This is a genomic window from Limnohabitans simekii (SeqCode), assembly GCF_965234735.1.
In the GTDB taxonomy this organism is placed as follows: Bacteria; Pseudomonadota; Gammaproteobacteria; order Burkholderiales; family Burkholderiaceae_C; genus Limnohabitans; species Limnohabitans simekii.
The window spans coordinates 34,436-47,990 of record NZ_OZ248544.1 but is presented as its reverse complement, the minus strand read 5'-3'; the positions used below and the strand labels follow the sequence as shown (position 1 = coordinate 47,990).

General features: G+C 55.2%; 17 protein-coding genes and 1 riboswitch. Of the genes, 11 read left to right on the top strand and 6 right to left on the bottom strand.

Features of this window, described 5'->3' with window-relative positions; translation table 11 throughout:
• Positions 1 to 3: 3 nt before the first annotated feature.
• Complete coding sequence (locus tag AC8GFP_RS10840) at positions 4 to 267, top strand: nitrogen fixation protein FixH (protein WP_506613074.1); 264 nt, start codon at positions 4 to 6, stop codon at positions 265 to 267.
• Positions 268 to 277: 10 nt separating this feature from the next.
• On the opposite strand, the gene fnr is transcribed toward AC8GFP_RS10840, so the two are convergent.
• Positions 278 to 997, bottom strand: coding sequence for a fumarate/nitrate reduction transcriptional regulator Fnr (gene fnr / locus AC8GFP_RS10835; protein WP_506613073.1), 720 nt, complete (start codon positions 995 to 997; stop codon positions 278 to 280).
• 104 nt (positions 998 to 1,101) lie between these two features.
• Here fnr and hemN point away from each other — a divergent pair, with 104 nt between their 5' ends.
• From hemN to AC8GFP_RS10820, 3 genes are read left to right on the top strand one after another with little or no spacing between them, the layout of a single operon-like run.
• The gene (gene hemN / locus AC8GFP_RS10830) at positions 1,102 to 2,484 is read left to right on the top strand and encodes an oxygen-independent coproporphyrinogen III oxidase (RefSeq protein ID WP_506613467.1); all 1,383 of its coding nucleotides are present in this window, start codon (positions 1,102 to 1,104) and stop codon (positions 2,482 to 2,484) included.
• Positions 2,484 to 3,251 (top strand): sulfite exporter TauE/SafE family protein, encoded by a 768-nt coding sequence (locus AC8GFP_RS10825; RefSeq protein WP_506613072.1) that lies wholly within the window; start codon positions 2,484 to 2,486, stop codon positions 3,249 to 3,251. The genes hemN and AC8GFP_RS10825 overlap by 1 nt, the downstream gene beginning before the upstream one ends.
• 57 nt (positions 3,252 to 3,308) lie before the next feature.
• Positions 3,309 to 3,752, top strand: a complete 444-nt coding sequence (locus AC8GFP_RS10820; protein ID WP_506613071.1) for a universal stress protein — start codon at positions 3,309 to 3,311, stop codon at positions 3,750 to 3,752.
• Positions 3,753 to 3,785: 33 nt separating this feature from the next.
• Here AC8GFP_RS10820 and AC8GFP_RS10815 read toward each other — a convergent pair whose 3' ends face one another.
• The 3 genes from AC8GFP_RS10815 to zapB form a co-directional block, all read right to left on the bottom strand.
• The gene (locus AC8GFP_RS10815) at positions 3,786 to 4,595 is read right to left on the bottom strand and encodes a sulfite exporter TauE/SafE family protein (RefSeq protein WP_506613069.1); all 810 of its coding nucleotides are present in this window, start codon (positions 4,593 to 4,595) and stop codon (positions 3,786 to 3,788) included.
• A 216-nt stretch (positions 4,596 to 4,811) separates the two neighbouring features.
• Positions 4,812 to 5,108 (bottom strand): cell division protein ZapA, encoded by a 297-nt coding sequence (locus AC8GFP_RS10810; protein ID WP_506613067.1) that lies wholly within the window; start codon positions 5,106 to 5,108, stop codon positions 4,812 to 4,814.
• Complete coding sequence (zapB, locus tag AC8GFP_RS10805; protein ID WP_506613065.1) at positions 5,105 to 5,320, bottom strand: cell division protein ZapB; 216 nt, start codon at positions 5,318 to 5,320, stop codon at positions 5,105 to 5,107. Before zapB ends, AC8GFP_RS10810 begins: the two co-directional genes overlap by 4 nt.
• A 35-nt stretch (positions 5,321 to 5,355) precedes the next feature.
• Positions 5,356 to 5,624, top strand: a riboswitch (cobalamin riboswitch).
• 70 nt (positions 5,625 to 5,694) lie between these two features.
• On the opposite strand from zapB, the gene AC8GFP_RS10800 reads away from it, so the two are divergent.
• The 6 genes from AC8GFP_RS10800 to AC8GFP_RS10775 are packed head-to-tail and all read left to right on the top strand — an operon-like array spanning position 5,695 to position 11,286.
• Entirely contained in the window at positions 5,695 to 7,578 is a 1,884-nt protein-coding gene (locus AC8GFP_RS10800; protein WP_506613063.1) for a TonB-dependent receptor plug domain-containing protein, read from the top strand.
• 4 nt (positions 7,579 to 7,582) lie between these two features.
• A complete protein-coding gene (locus tag AC8GFP_RS10795; RefSeq protein WP_506613062.1) occupies positions 7,583 to 8,383 on the top strand; it encodes an ABC transporter substrate-binding protein in 801 nt (266 codons plus the stop codon).
• A complete protein-coding gene (locus AC8GFP_RS10790) occupies positions 8,376 to 9,239 on the top strand; it encodes an ABC transporter substrate-binding protein (protein ID WP_506613061.1) in 864 nt (287 codons plus the stop codon). Before AC8GFP_RS10795 ends, AC8GFP_RS10790 begins: the two co-directional genes overlap by 8 nt.
• A complete protein-coding gene (locus tag AC8GFP_RS10785; protein ID WP_506613060.1) occupies positions 9,236 to 10,252 on the top strand; it encodes a FecCD family ABC transporter permease in 1,017 nt (338 codons plus the stop codon). Before AC8GFP_RS10790 ends, AC8GFP_RS10785 begins: the two co-directional genes overlap by 4 nt.
• On the top strand, positions 10,249 to 11,010 hold the full coding sequence (locus AC8GFP_RS10780; RefSeq protein ID WP_506613059.1) for an ABC transporter ATP-binding protein: 762 nt from the start codon (positions 10,249 to 10,251) through the stop codon (positions 11,008 to 11,010). The genes AC8GFP_RS10785 and AC8GFP_RS10780 overlap by 4 nt, the downstream gene beginning before the upstream one ends.
• A gap of 45 nt (positions 11,011 to 11,055) precedes the next feature.
• A complete protein-coding gene (locus AC8GFP_RS10775) occupies positions 11,056 to 11,286 on the top strand; it encodes a DUF2783 domain-containing protein (protein WP_506613057.1) in 231 nt (76 codons plus the stop codon).
• Positions 11,287 to 11,288: 2 nt separating this feature from the next.
• On the opposite strand, the gene nth is transcribed toward AC8GFP_RS10775, so the two are convergent.
• The gene (nth, locus tag AC8GFP_RS10770; RefSeq protein WP_506613055.1) at positions 11,289 to 11,930 is read right to left on the bottom strand and encodes an endonuclease III; all 642 of its coding nucleotides are present in this window, start codon (positions 11,928 to 11,930) and stop codon (positions 11,289 to 11,291) included.
• A gap of 37 nt (positions 11,931 to 11,967) precedes the next feature.
• Here nth and AC8GFP_RS10765 point away from each other — a divergent pair, with 37 nt between their 5' ends.
• Positions 11,968 to 13,158, top strand: coding sequence for an aminotransferase-like domain-containing protein (locus AC8GFP_RS10765; protein ID WP_506613054.1), 1,191 nt, complete (start codon positions 11,968 to 11,970; stop codon positions 13,156 to 13,158).
• Positions 13,159 to 13,191: 33 nt separating this feature from the next.
• On the opposite strand, the gene gcvH is transcribed toward AC8GFP_RS10765, so the two are convergent.
• Positions 13,192 to 13,554, bottom strand: coding sequence for a glycine cleavage system protein GcvH (gcvH, locus tag AC8GFP_RS10760; RefSeq protein WP_506613052.1), 363 nt, complete (start codon positions 13,552 to 13,554; stop codon positions 13,192 to 13,194).
• Between the last annotated feature and the right edge of the window lies 1 nt (position 13,555).

Here is a 13,555-nt window from a genome sequence, read left to right as displayed (position 1 = left end):
AATATGAACACTCAACCCACCCAAGCTCAGCCAGCATGGTGGTCTTTTGGCCATGTATGGCTGGTGATTTCCGGCCCCCTCATGGTGGTGGTAGCCAGTTTCATTTCAGCGTTTGTGGCGTTTCAGGGCAATGACACCGCCTTGCAAGACGACCCTGCGGCCATTCGCGCAGCCCACAACATGCAATTGAACAAAGACAGAGGCATGGCACCCGCCATGCAAGCCCGCAACCACGCGGCCACGCCTGTGGTGCCCAGCAAACCCTGAACCGAGGCGCTCAGCAGTTGACGGGGGCGTTCACCAATTGTTGCAAGGTGTCGGGGCGCAAAATACGCAGGTTTTTTTGCTTCACTTCCAGCACGCCGTCATCCACAAACTTGGAGAAGGTACGGCTGACGGTTTCGATTTTCAAACCCAAGTAGCTGCCGATTTCTTCGCGGGTCATGCGCAACACCAACTCGGAGCGTGAAAAGCCCCGTGCATGCAAGCGGTGCGTGAGGTTCAGCAGAAAAGCCGCCAAGCGTTCTTCAGCCCGCATGCTGCCCAGCATCATCATCACGCTGTGCTCGCGCACGATTTCGCGGCTCATGATTTTGTGCACATGGTGTTGCAAGGCACTCACCTCGCGGGACAACTCTTCAATCTTGTCAAACGGCATGACACAGACCTCGGCGTTTTCCAAGGCCACGGCGTCGCAGGTGTGCAAGTCGCTGACGATGCCATCCAAACCCATGATTTCACCCGCCATTTGAAAGCCCGTGACCTGTTCGCGGCCGTCTTCCAAGGTGACGCTGGTTTTGAAAAAGCCGGAGCGAATTGCATACAGCGAGGTGAAACCGGCACCGTGGTGGTAGAGGGAATCGCCGCGTTTGACTTTGCGCCGTGTGCCCACCAGGTCATCAATGCGGTCCAGGTCGGCGGCGCTCAAATCGACCGGCATGCACAATTCGCGCAAATTGCAGTTGGAGCAAGCGACTTTGAAACTTTCTGGATTCATGGCGGTCTGCTGACCTTGTTTGACTTGGAGGAACAACAAAAGTTTGATTTAGCTCAAACACGAATGCTTGTCAAAAGAGCACAGTATGCACTCTAACACTGACAATCATGCATATCTCTACAGAACTCTTACAACGCTTTGATGTTCCGGGACCCAGGTACACCTCGTACCCCACAGCAGATCGTTTTGTCGATGCTTACGGCGAGGCCCAATACATCCAAGCCTTGGACCAACGCCGATTGGGTGCACGGGCCCACGCCGTACCGCTTTCAATCTACGTGCACATCCCCTTTTGTGCATCTTTGTGCTATTACTGTGCTTGCAACAAAGTCATCACCGGCAACTACGGCAAGGCTGTGTCTTATCTGCACCATCTCAAGCAAGAAATCAGTTTGCTGCTGCCGCACCTGGGCCAAGGGCAAAGCGTGTCACAGCTGCACTTGGGTGGCGGCACGCCCACCTATTTCAAAGACACCGACATCATCGACTTGATGCAGACGCTGAAAAGCGCCTTTCAGTTTCAACCAGGCGGCGAGTACGCCATCGAAGTCGATCCGCGCACGGTGAACGCTGCTCGGTTGCAAACCTTGTTTGATGTGGGCTTCAACCGCCTGAGTTTGGGTGTGCAAGACTTTGACCCCCACGTGCAAAAGGCTGTGCACCGCGAGCAATCGGTTGAACAGGTGAAAGCCTTGATGCACGAAGCCCGGTGGCTGGGTTTTGAGTCGATCAATTTGGATTTGATTTACGGTTTGCCGTTGCAAACCGAAACATCCTGGGCCCGTACCTTGGCCACGGTGGTGGACTTGAAGCCCGACCGTGTGGCTTTGTATGGTTATGCGCATTTGCCTGCGCGTTTCAAACCGCAGCGCCACATTGACGCCAGCACCTTGCCCAACGCCACTCAAAAAACGGCGATGCTCGCCATGGCCTTGGATGCCATGCAAGCTGCAGGCTATGTCTACATTGGCATGGACCACTTTGCCTTGCCCCAGGACGCATTGAGCATCGCCAAACGACAAGGACGCTTGCACTGCAATTTTCAGGGCTACAGCACGCAACCCGATTGCGACCTGGTGTCCTTGGGCGTTTCCGCCATTGGCAGCATTGGGGCCAACTATGTGCAAAACGCCAAGAACCTGGATGAGTACGAAGACCTGCTCAACCAAGGTCGATTGCCGGTGGTGCGCGGTATCGCTTTGTCGCGGGACGACTTGACCCGGCGCAGCATCATCATGGCCTTGATGTGCCAAGGGCAGGTGGATTTCGAATCGATTGAATCGGCGCACTTGTTGAATTTCAAAGAAAGCTTTGCCAAGGAATTGGCGCAGTTGCAGCCCATGACCGAGCAAGGCTTGGTGCGACTCACCGATCAAGCGATTGAAGTGACGGAATTGGGTTGGTACTTTGTGCGAGCCATTGCCATGGTGTTCGATCGTTATGTGCAATCGGACCAACAACGATCCCACTTTTCTAGAATCCTTTGATGTTGTCATCCTTGCTGATCACGGCTGGCTTGATGGGGTTGGTGGGCGGCCCCCATTGCTTGGCCATGTGCGGCGCGGCTTGCTTGGGCATTTCACGTTGGCCTGCCCGCAGTGCCTTGCACAACCTGCTGTTGTTTCAATTCGGGCGTGTCCTTGGCTACGCCAGCTTGGGTGCGGTGGCTGCCATCTCCATGGACGCCCTCGGTTGGCTGACGCTGCAAAGCGCAGGCTTTCGCCCCATCTGGAGCATGGTGCATGTGGCGGCGGTGTTGTTTGGTCTGTTGTTGCTGTGGCGTGGTGAGCAACCCGTGTGGCTCACGCGAAGCGCACAACAACTTTGGCAGCGTGTCGCCAGTCCAGCAAAACGTGAAGCCATGCAACAACGCGCCTATGGGCCGCTCTTGTTGGGCATGGCCTGGGCTTTTTTGCCTTGTGGTTTGCTGTATTCAGCCTTGATGGTGGCCTTGTTCAGCGGTGGCCCAGGGCAAGGAGCCTTGGTGATGCTGATGTTCGCCTTGGGTGGGGGCGTCATGCTGACGGTGCTGCCGCTGCTGTGGGACAGGTTGCAAGCCACTCGGCCCGTGCCTTCTCGCTGGTCTGCATGGGGTACCCGCTTGGCTGGTTTGACGCTGAGTGGCACCGCTGCATGGGGCTTGTTGATGGGTCTGGTGCACGAGCAAGCACCTTGGTGTGTGCAGCCCCCAACCCGTGCCAGCACCCTTGGTTTTCTTGATGTTGGTCAATACTTTTTGGTGGCACTGACCTAAGCTGTTCTTCACGCTGAATGCATTTGCGATGTTCAGCGATTTTGAAGGAGAAGCATCATGTACAAACGTATTTTGTTGGCCACCGATGGCTCTAAATTGTCTGACAAAGCTGTGCAAACGGCCATGGAATTGACGCAAATTTTCAGCGCTGATTTGGTGGTGGTGAAAGTGGTGCCGCACTACATTCAAACCTATTTCGAAGGCTCGTTTGCCATCAACGATGTGGATGTGAAAAACATCGAATCACAGTGGGAAACAGCTGCCCAGAAAACCTTGGATGAGGTGCAAGCCTTGGCACTGGCCAAGGGTTTGCATATTCACACCCGCGTCGTCAAGTCTGACGATATTGCGCAAGGCTTGATCGATACCGCCAAGCAACTCAATTCAGAGTTGATCGTGATGGCCTCGCATGGCCGCAAAGGCATCAAACGCTTGTTGCTGGGCAGTGAGACCACGGGTGTGCTGACGCATGCCAACATCCCTGTGCTGGTGTTGCGCTGAGGCGCTTGGCTGGGGCAGCGTTGTCGCGTTGTCTCAAGCCGTGAAGCCGCGGTAGAACATGGATGTGGCCAAGGCATAAAGCAACACCGCAAAGGCACGTTTGAGTTGTTTCACCGGCCATCGGTGCGCCATGCGGGCGCCGATGGGTGCGGTGAACACGGTGCTCAGGCACACCATCAACAAGGCGGGCAGCCACACATAGCCAAATGAATAAACAGGTGTACCCGTGACATGCCAGCCGCTGACCACATAGCCCACGGCATTGAACAAAGCGATAGGAAAACCCAGTGCGGCACTGGTGGCCACCACTTGGCGCATGGGCACGTTGCACCAGACCATGAAGGGCACGCTCATGAAAGCGCCGCCTGCGCCCACCAAGCCCGACACCACACCAATCAAGCCGCCAGCAGCGGTTTGACCCACCGGGCCGGGCATGTCACGCGAGGGTTTGGGTTTGCGGTCGAGCAGCATTTGCGTGGCTGAAAAAGCTGCAAAGCCCGCAAACACCAAGGCCAGCACAGCGCCATTGATGAACGCGAACAGCCACAAGCTGGAAATCAAACTACCCACAATCAAACCAGGGGTCAGGCCTTTGACCAGGTCCCAGCGCACTGCACCGATTTGGTGGTGCATGCGGGTGCTGGCCAAGGAGGTGACGACGATGGTGGACATGCCGGTGGCAATCGCCATCTTGACCGCCAAAGGGGTTTCAAGACCCAGTGCGTTGTGGAACATGTAGGTGAGGATGGGGATCAGCACCAAGCCACCGCCCACACCCAACAAACCCGCCAAGAAACCCGTGAAGATGCCGAGGATGGCCAGGTCCAACAATATCCAAATCAAAATGCGTCCAATCTGAGGGGGAGGGTGTCTGCAAGGGTCCACCGAGTCGTCATCCTGAACGAAAGGTTCAGGTGGGCGAGGTCAGTAAGGTGTTGGGTTCATCTAACGCGAGATGATCACGCTCACCAAACGATGTTCCAAGCCCGGGGCTCCAGAGAGCATTGGTTCAAGAAATATAAAACCCAGCGGTCTTGCAGACGCTTGCATTGTAGGAGCCTAAATCAAATGGCCATCATGACCGAGGGCGTTGTCTAAGCGGTGCAGCAAATTGTGCAGGTTGTGGTGAGAGGTGCTGGGCTCGTTGGGAGCGGCAGAAAAATCGCTGAGCTCGAAAGCCAGGTTCAGGGCGGCCAACACAGCGATGCGGTCACGCGCTTTGATTTTGCCCGCGTCACGGATTTTGCACATGGCTTCATCGACTTTGCGAACCGCTGTTTGAAACCGATCTTCAGCACCTTCGGGGCAGCCCAGGATGTAGCTTTGCCCCATGATTTGTACTTCAACCTGGCTCATGCGCCATCCTTGACTTCCACGGGCAGCCGATCGAGCAGGCCATCAATGCGACTGCGGGCAGCTTGTAAACGGGATTTGAGCGAATCACGCTCTTGCGTCAAGGCTTCTACTTGTGAGGTCAACAAGTCGTTGGTGCGTTTGAGTTCTTCGTAACGAACAATCAAACGCTCAACGCGTTCGAGCACAGGATCGAGGGGGGTGTTTTCGGACATGGTGTGCATTTTAGGGGGCGATGTCGCGCTTGTGGCTAGAATGTGTCGGTTGGTGCTCGCGGTGTGGTTCACATGCCGCAGTTCAACGGGAAGCAGAAGTTTTCGCTCTACCAAGTACTTCTTTTTTGTACATGGCCCGAGTTGATGACCAGCCTGCGCTGCCCCCGCAACGGTCAAGCGAACGAAATGCCCACGCATTTCCGCCCTGTCCAACCCAGCCACTGAGTGCCTTGAACAAGCATTTGGGAAGGCGGACAAGGTTGTTTTCGCCAGCCCGGATACCGGCCAACAAGGTGGAGTCGCGCACGTCGCGGCTTCTGAACGCTCAAGCACTGTCGGGGAAGGCGGTGAGAGCACTTTGGCTGGTCATCATCATGAAAATTTCTCGATCTTTTGGATCATGTCTGCGCATGGCTTGCGTGGCTGTTCTTGTTTCTTTTGCAAATGCGCATGCGCAAACCGAGGCGTTGCCTGAAATATTTGTCACAGCAAACCGGATGGGGCAAGAGCTTGATTCGGTACTGAGTGAGGTCGATGTTTTGAAAAAAACCGATTTGGAAAATATGGGCAATGCCAATCTGACGCAAGCGTTAAGCAAATTGCCTGGTTTTCAAGGCATCAGTTATGGACGAAACGCCGTTTATTTGCGCGGTAGTGAATCACGCATGACTGCGGTTTATGTTGAAGGAATTCGGATTGAATCCCACGACGGATTGCAGTTGGGAGGTGGTGCACCGTGGGAGATGTTGCCCTTGGAAATGGTGGATCGTTTAGAAGTGGTCAAGGGACCAGTGAGTGCCATGTATGGCTCAGACGCCATGGGTGGGGTTGTTCAGTTGTTTGGGAAAAAAGTCTCACCCGATGATCGACCCGCATTGACTCAATCCTTCGGCAGCTTTGGATTGAAACAAACAGCTGGAAAGTTGTCTGGCAAAAAGCAGGACTTTGACTATGCGTTGAGCTTGAGTACCAGCAACAGCGATGGGTATGACACCAGACCAGATTTGTTACACACACCATCTCGTGAGCGAAGCAGTAAAGACGCCGGAATGGTCAAGCTGGGCATTGACTTGAATAGATCGAACAGACTGGAGTGGGTATACCTAGATTCAAGTCAGTCCTATCAATCTGCACCTTCAAATTACAGTGGTGGAAGTTTAAATATCAACCATCTGAACAAGTTGACAGCCAACGGCATGCAGTGGCAACGCATTTGGAATGAGGATCACCTGAGTCGAATCAAACTGAACTCTTCGGAGGTTGCTGCTGAATCGGATGCGCCCAACGCAGATGATCTCGCTTCTAAGTTCAAAACCACGACAACAACCTTGTCAATTGATCACGAATACATCACTTCCAAAGGTGTTTTAACGGGATTGCTGGAGAAGAAAAGCGATTTTTTTCACGCAGACAAGAATGCATACAACGCCATCATCGAAGGCAGTCGAGCGCAACTAGCCGTTGGTGCGGCCTATTCTTTGAAGCTAGACCGACACCGGGTCAATGCATCCATTCGCAGCGACGATTACAGTCATTTTTTAAGGCATAACACCTATTCCTTAGGCTACGGTTTTGAGCTGGTTGATGATTGGGTTGTCAGCGCCATTAAATCTACGGGTTTCAAAGCGCCCAGCTTGGAACAAATGTATGGCCAGTATGGCAGTGAAAATTTATTACCAGAAACAAATGCATCTACGGAACTTGCAATTCAATATGGAAGTGCCACATCAAAAGTAAGGATGACAATTTTTGAAAACAGCATTCAAAATTTGATCAGTAGCAGACCATTTGGCTTTGTCGCATGTCGTTTCTGTTATTACAACGTCGGCATGGCCAACATCCAAGGCATTAGCTTGTCTGGACAAACCACATTGAAGCAAATAAATTTGCAGTCGAGTCTGGATTGGCTCGACCCTGTTGATGTGGCCACGGGAAAACAACTCAGCTTGCGCAGCAAAGAAAACTTCAAATTAACCGCAGACACATCGATTTCAGACTCACGCGTTGGCATCGAGTATCAATACATTGGTAAAAGGTTTGATGATGCGGCCAATTCAGTGGAGTTTCCTGCACACAACCTGGTTCATGTTTGGACTAAATCCAGATTAACACCGGAGTGGTCATGGCTCAACAGGATCGACAATCTTTTGGGTGAAAAATACCAGCAATTAGGATGCACCAGCGGCGGTGTCAACACTTGCAACTACGCTATGCCTAGCGTGACCTTCTTCACCGCCATTCAATGGCAGCCTAAATAAACCCATGATCCACCTCCCCCAACGCATCATCTGCCTCACCGAGGAAACCACCGAGTGGCTCTACCTCTTGGGGCAGTCTGCGCGGATTGTGGGCATCTCGGGGTTCACGGTTCGGCCCAAAATTGCACGTGCTGAAAAGCCGCGTGTGAGCGCCTTCACCAGCGCCAAGATCGACAAGATCTTGGCCTTGAAGCCCGACTGTGTGTTTGGGTTTTCAGACCTGCAAGCCGACATTGCAGCAGCCTTGATTCGCCATGGGGTGCAAGTCACCGTGTTCAACCAACGAAGTGTGCAAGACATCTTTGCCATGCTCTACCAAGTGGCGGCGATGGTGGGTGAGGCCGAGCAAGGTTTGCAACGCATTCAGGCCATGCAAGCCCATTTGCAGGATATTCAAAACAACGCCAAGGCTTTTACCCGCAGGCCCAAGGTGTACTTTGAAGAATGGGACGAGCCGCCCATCAGCGCCATTCGTTGGGTCTCCGAGTTGATTCAAATCGCCGGAGGGGATGATTGCTTTCCCGATTTGGCCCTGCAAGCCATGGGCAAGGACCGCATCATCGCCGACCCCTTGAGCATTGCAGCCAAACAACCCGACATCATCTTGGGCTCGTGGTGCGGCAAAAAATTCCGTCCTGAAAAAGTGGCCCAGCGCCCCGGTTGGCAAGACGTGCCTGCTGTGTTGAACCATCAAGTGTTCGAGATCAAATCCGCCGACATCTTGCAACCCGGCCCAGCCGCCTTGACGGATGGCGTGGATCAAATGCACCGCATCATTCAGCAGTGGGTGCAGCAGCGTGCTTAAGTTCATCGCCTTGTTGATCTGCGTGATGTTGACCCCTGCATCAGCGGTCACACTCACCGACGACCGCGGCGTGCAAGTCACATTCACACAGGCACCGCAACGCATCATCACCTTGCTGCCTTCATTGGCTGAAACGGTTTGCGTCTTGGGGGCTTGCAATCGTTTGGTGGGCACCGACAACTTTGCCAACTGGCCCGATGAGGTGAAGAAGCTGCCCAAGCTGGGCGGATTGGATGACACCTCCTTGGAAGCCTTGGTGCGCTTGAAGCCCGACTTGGTGTTGGCGGCGCGTTCCACCCGGCTCATCAACCGCTTGGAATCCTTGGGTCTCAAGGTCTTGGCCTTGGAGCCACAAAACCAAGCCGACGTGAAGCGCGTCTTGCTTATCGTGGCGCAAGCGCTCCAGATCAACCAAGCCGATAGCGCCGCCGACCTTGTGTGGCATCAAGCCCTGGATGGCATGGCGCAAGCCAAGCGCAGCATGCCTGCCAAAGCCAAAGGCACCAGCGTCTACTTCGAAGCCAGCACCGGCGGCTATGCGGCTGGCGAAGCCTCGTTCATTGGCGAGGTGATGCTGCACATGGGTTTGCACAATGTGGTGCCTTCCTCGATGGGGGCCTTTCCCCAACTCAACCCCGAGTTTGTGGTGCGGGCCAATCCAGACTTGATTTTGTTGGCCGAGCCCATGGCGATTGATTTGCACAAGCGGCCTGGTTGGTCTGCCATGCAAGCCGTGAAGCACAAACGCATTTGTGCGTTCACGCCTGCTCAAGGCGATGTGTTGGTGCGCCCGGGCCCACGCTTGGGGGAGGCTGCAGACATCATCGCCCAATGTTTGAAGCGGCACTATCCATGAACAAACCTTCACAGCCAACCACTCGCATGGCCATGGGTTTGAGTTTGCTCAGCCTGCTGTTGATCTCCGTTGGCTTGTTCGCGGGCAGCCAAGGCTTGGAGTGGCCTATTCAATGGCAGGACAGCATCGTGCAAGACATCCGATTGCCGCGCACCTTGGGTGCTTGGTTGGCGGGTGCCTTACTTGGCTTGGCAGGCGCCTTGGCGCAAGGACTGTTTCGCAATCCCTTGGCTGATCCGTATTTGCTCGGCAGTGCATCGGGGGCTACTTTGGGCGTCACGGTGGCCTTGATGCTGGGTTTGTGGGGTGGTTTGCAATTGCCCGCAGAGGCTTCCATGGCTGTGCAATGGGCTTGGCGTTTGGGCCTCACGGGCTGTGCGTTTGTGGGTGCGTGGTTGGCCGTGTTGCTGACGCTGTTGTTGGCCAAAGGTGTGCAGCACACGCTGCGCTTGCTGTTGGCGGGTGTGGTGGTGGGTGTGGTGCTGGGGGCCATCACATCCCTGATGTTGGTGTTGCGTCCGCAAATTTACCCGGCCATGCAATCGTTCACATTGGGGTCCACCGCGATGTTGAGCGGCGCTTCTTGCAGCCTGATGGCCGTGTCCTTGTTGCTGTGTTGGCTGTTGGCGTGGCGACTCAGCCCTTTGTTGGATGGTCTGAGCTTGGGTGAATCAACGGCACAAAGTTTGGGCTTGCGCGTCGCGCCCTTGCGCTTTGTTTTGCTGGGCGTGATGGCCTTGGCCACCGCCACAGCAGTGGCGCAAACCGGCCTGATTGCCTTCGTCGGTTTGGTGGCACCGCACTTGGTGCGGGCCCGTGTGCGCACCACGTTTGCCAAAAGTTCCATGTTGGCCGCCCTCATGGGTGGTGTGTTGCTGTGTGGCGCAGACATCTTGGCCCGCTTGCTGTTGGCTCCGCAAGAACTGCCTGTGGGTGTGCTCACCGGTGTCTTGGGTGGTGGTTATTTGTTGTGGCGTTTGCAGTCGCCCACCAAGCAAGCGGAGGCCGCATGAGCACCATCTTGCAAGCCATTGGCATTCATGCGGCCTGGGACAAGGTGCCTGTGTTGTTGGATGCCCATGCAGACTTTGCACAAGGCCAATGGACCTGCATCGTCGGCCCCAATGGCGCGGGCAAAACCAGTTTGCTCAAAGTCTTGGCGGGCTTGATGCCTGCCCAAGGCGAGGTGCTGCTGCACGGCCAGAAACTGCAATCCTTGTCCAGCAAACAACGCGCCACGCAGTTGGCATGGTTGGGTCAACAAGCCAGTGGCAGTGACGATTTGAGTGTGTTCGATGTGGTCATGTTGGGTCGCTTGCCGCACCAAACATGGTGGACCGGTGCCACTGACGAAGACCGCGCTGTTGTGGAAAATTTGTTGGCGTCGATGCAACTGACCGAATGGCGACATCGCAGTCTGGGTACTTTGTCAGGTGGCGAGCGTCAACGGGTCTTGTTGGCCCGCGCCTTGGCGGTGCAAGCCCCGGTGTTGTTGATGGACGAACCGATTGCCAACGTGGATGCGCCGCACCAAGCCGATTGGTTGGCCACGGTGCAACAACTCACCCAAACCGGCACCACCGTGGTCAGTGTCTTGCACGACCTGAACCTGGCCTTGCGAGCCGACCAAGTGCTGGTGATGCAAGCGGGCAGGGTGGTGTTGCAAGCTGCCCCCAGCGACCCCGCCTTGCATGCGTGCTTGCAACAAGTGTTTGACCACCGTTTGAGTTTTCACCAAGTGCAGCAGCATTGGGTGGCGCTGTTGGTCTGAACTGGCTTTGTTAAGCTTGTGCTCATTCGCAGACCGAGGTGTTTTATGTCCAAACTTCAAACCCAAGCCAACTTCCATGACAGCGGTTCCAAAGTACGTGGCGACTTCGAACCAGGCGACGCTTTCTATGAAGCCTTGATGGACGCACACACGGGTTTGACCGAATCACAAAGCCATTTGCTCAATGCCCGACTCATCTTGGTGTTGGCCAACCATGTGGGCGACTTGGACGTGCTGAAAGAAGCCATCCACTTAGCGCGTGAGCATGTGGAATGAACTTAAAGCGTTTGTTTGGTTTTCGGTTTGAAGTCGCAGTGGGCTGACACCGCGCATTGCCAGCACAAAGGTTTGCGGGCCTGGCACACATAACGGCCATGCAAGATCAGCCAATGGTGGGCATCCACCAAATACTCGGGTGGGATGCGCTTGAGCAAGCCCATCTCCACATCCAAAGGTGTTTTGCCAGGGGCCAAGCCGGTGCGGTTGCCCACCCTGAAGATATGCGTGTCCACCGCCATGGTGGGCTCGCCAAAGGCCACGTTCAACACCACATTCGCTGTTTTGCGGCCCACACCGGGCAGGGCCTCCAAAGCTTCTCGGGTGCGCGGCACTTCACCGCCATGCAAATCCACCAGCATCTGACAGGTTTGCATGAGGTGCCGTGCTTTGCTGCGAAACAAGCCAATGGTTTTGATGTGTTGTTCCAAGCCGTCCAAACCCAAACCCAGAATTTGCTGCGGCGTGTTGGCCACCACAAACAAGCGGCGCGTGGCTTTGTTCACGCCCACATCGGTGGCTTGTGCACTCAGCAAAACAGCGGCCAACAACTCGAACACGCTGGTATATTCCAGCTCGGTATTGGGCTGCGGATTGGCTGCTTTCAGCGTCGCAAAAAATGGCTCAATGTGCTCTTTTTTCATCTTCTAAAAATCGGGGTCTGACCCCAATTATCAGCTTATGCAATTTGCCGATCGCCTGAACAACGTCGAAACCTCTGCCATCCGCGAACTCTTCAAACTGCTGGGCAAGCCCGGCATCATCAGTTTTGCGGGCGGCTTTCCTGACAGCGCCATGTTTGACGTGGAAGGCATCCGCGAGGCCAGTGCCCGTGCCCTCAGCGAAGAGCCTGGTGCAGCCCTTCAATACGGTGCCACCGAAGGCTACAACCCCTTGCGTGAACAACTGGCCGCTTTCATGGCCAGCAAAGGCGTCAAGGGCTTGAACCCCGAGGGTTTGATCGTCACCACCGGCAGCCAACAAGCCCTCGACTTGGTGGCCAAAACCTTGCTCAATCCCGGTGATGTGGCCTTGGTGGAAGCGCCTACATTTTTGGCCACCATCCAATGTTTTCGTTTGTATGGCCCGCAAGTACTTGGCGTACCGATTGATGAACACGGTGTGCAAGTTGATCAACTCGAAGCCATGATGGTGCAGCACCGCCCCAAGCTGGTGTATTTGGTGCCCACCTTTGGCAACCCCAGTGGTGCCATGTTGAGCTTGGAGCGGCGCTTGCAAGTGCTCAAGCTCGCAGTCAAATACCAAACCGTGGTGGTGGAAGACGACCCCTATGGCGACTTGTATTTCGGCGATGCGCCACCGCCTTCCTTGTTGGCCTTGACTGATCAAGTGCCAGGCAGCCGCGATTGGCTGGTGTATTGCGGCTCACTCAGCAAGGTCTTGTCACCTGGTTTGCGCGTGGGCTGGATGATTGCACCGCCTGCGCTGTTGGCCCGCGCCACCATGTGCAAGCAGTTCAGCGATGCGCACACCTCCACTTTTGCACAAGCCACAGCCGCGCAGTATTTGAAAGCGGGTCGGATGCCCGACACCTTGAACACGGTGCGCCGTGTTTATGCAGAACGTGCCCGCACCATGGGCGAAGCCTTGAGCAAAGAGCTGGGCAGTGCCTTGCGTTTCACGCAACCTTTGGGCGGTTTGTTTTTTTGGGCCAACCTCACAGGCGCCAACGGCCAAGAAACCGATGGCAGTGCCTTGGCCAAGCGGGCTATTGAGAAGGGCGTGGCTTTTGTGCCGGGTGCTCCGTTTTATGCCAACAACCCTGACATCACGGCGATTCGCTTGAGTTTTGCCACGGCGGATGTGGACAAAATCAAAGAAGGCATTTCGCGCTTGGGTCAGTCTTTGTAAAAACCATAGCGCTGTGCCCGCGAAAAAGAAGGTTTAGCCCGTGAACGCCTGATAAGCGGCTGCGTTCATCAAGTTTTCAAGCTCGGTGGGGTTGCTGAGAGACACCTTGTAAAACCAACCCGCGCCTTCGGGGTCGCTGTTGGCCAAAGAGGGGTCGGCCCGCAAGGCTTCATTCACTTCCAGCACGGTGGCGGCGGCAGGCATGTGCACATCGGCAGCTGCTTTCACCGACTCGACCACACCGGCCACGCTGCCTTGTGCAAAGGTCTTGCCAATCTCGGCCAACTCCACAAACACGATGTCACCCAAAGTGTCTTGCGCATGTTTGGTGATGCCCACAAAAGTGGCGTCGGCATCCACCCGCACCCAGGTGTGTTCTGCATGGTATTGGTTCATG

What these genes read in the sequence shown, in the direction of transcription:
- AC8GFP_RS10840 (WP_506613074.1), top strand. Translation starts at nt 4, where the DNA reads ATGAACACTCAACCCACCCAAGCTCAGCCAGCATGGTGGTCTTTTGGC.
- fnr (WP_506613073.1), bottom strand. Translation starts at nt 997, where the DNA reads ATGAATCCAGAAAGTTTCAAAGTCGCTTGCTCCAACTGCAATTTGCGC.
- AC8GFP_RS10825 (WP_506613072.1), top strand. Translation starts at nt 2,484, where the DNA reads ATGTTGTCATCCTTGCTGATCACGGCTGGCTTGATGGGGTTGGTGGGC.
- AC8GFP_RS10820 (WP_506613071.1), top strand. Translation starts at nt 3,309, where the DNA reads ATGTACAAACGTATTTTGTTGGCCACCGATGGCTCTAAATTGTCTGAC.
- AC8GFP_RS10810 (WP_506613067.1), bottom strand. Translation starts at nt 5,108, where the DNA reads ATGAGCCAGGTTGAAGTACAAATCATGGGGCAAAGCTACATCCTGGGC.
- zapB (WP_506613065.1), bottom strand. Translation starts at nt 5,320, where the DNA reads ATGTCCGAAAACACCCCCCTCGATCCTGTGCTCGAACGCGTTGAGCGT.
- AC8GFP_RS10800 (WP_506613063.1), top strand. Translation starts at nt 5,695, where the DNA reads ATGAAAATTTCTCGATCTTTTGGATCATGTCTGCGCATGGCTTGCGTG.
- AC8GFP_RS10795 (WP_506613062.1), top strand. Translation starts at nt 7,583, where the DNA reads ATGATCCACCTCCCCCAACGCATCATCTGCCTCACCGAGGAAACCACC.
- AC8GFP_RS10785 (WP_506613060.1), top strand. Translation starts at nt 9,236, where the DNA reads ATGAACAAACCTTCACAGCCAACCACTCGCATGGCCATGGGTTTGAGT.
- AC8GFP_RS10780 (WP_506613059.1), top strand. Translation starts at nt 10,249, where the DNA reads ATGAGCACCATCTTGCAAGCCATTGGCATTCATGCGGCCTGGGACAAG.
- AC8GFP_RS10775 (WP_506613057.1), top strand. Translation starts at nt 11,056, where the DNA reads ATGTCCAAACTTCAAACCCAAGCCAACTTCCATGACAGCGGTTCCAAA.
- nth (WP_506613055.1), bottom strand. Translation starts at nt 11,930, where the DNA reads ATGAAAAAAGAGCACATTGAGCCATTTTTTGCGACGCTGAAAGCAGCC.
- AC8GFP_RS10765 (WP_506613054.1), top strand. Translation starts at nt 11,968, where the DNA reads ATGCAATTTGCCGATCGCCTGAACAACGTCGAAACCTCTGCCATCCGC.
- gcvH (WP_506613052.1), bottom strand. Translation starts at nt 13,554, where the DNA reads ATGAACCAATACCATGCAGAACACACCTGGGTGCGGGTGGATGCCGAC.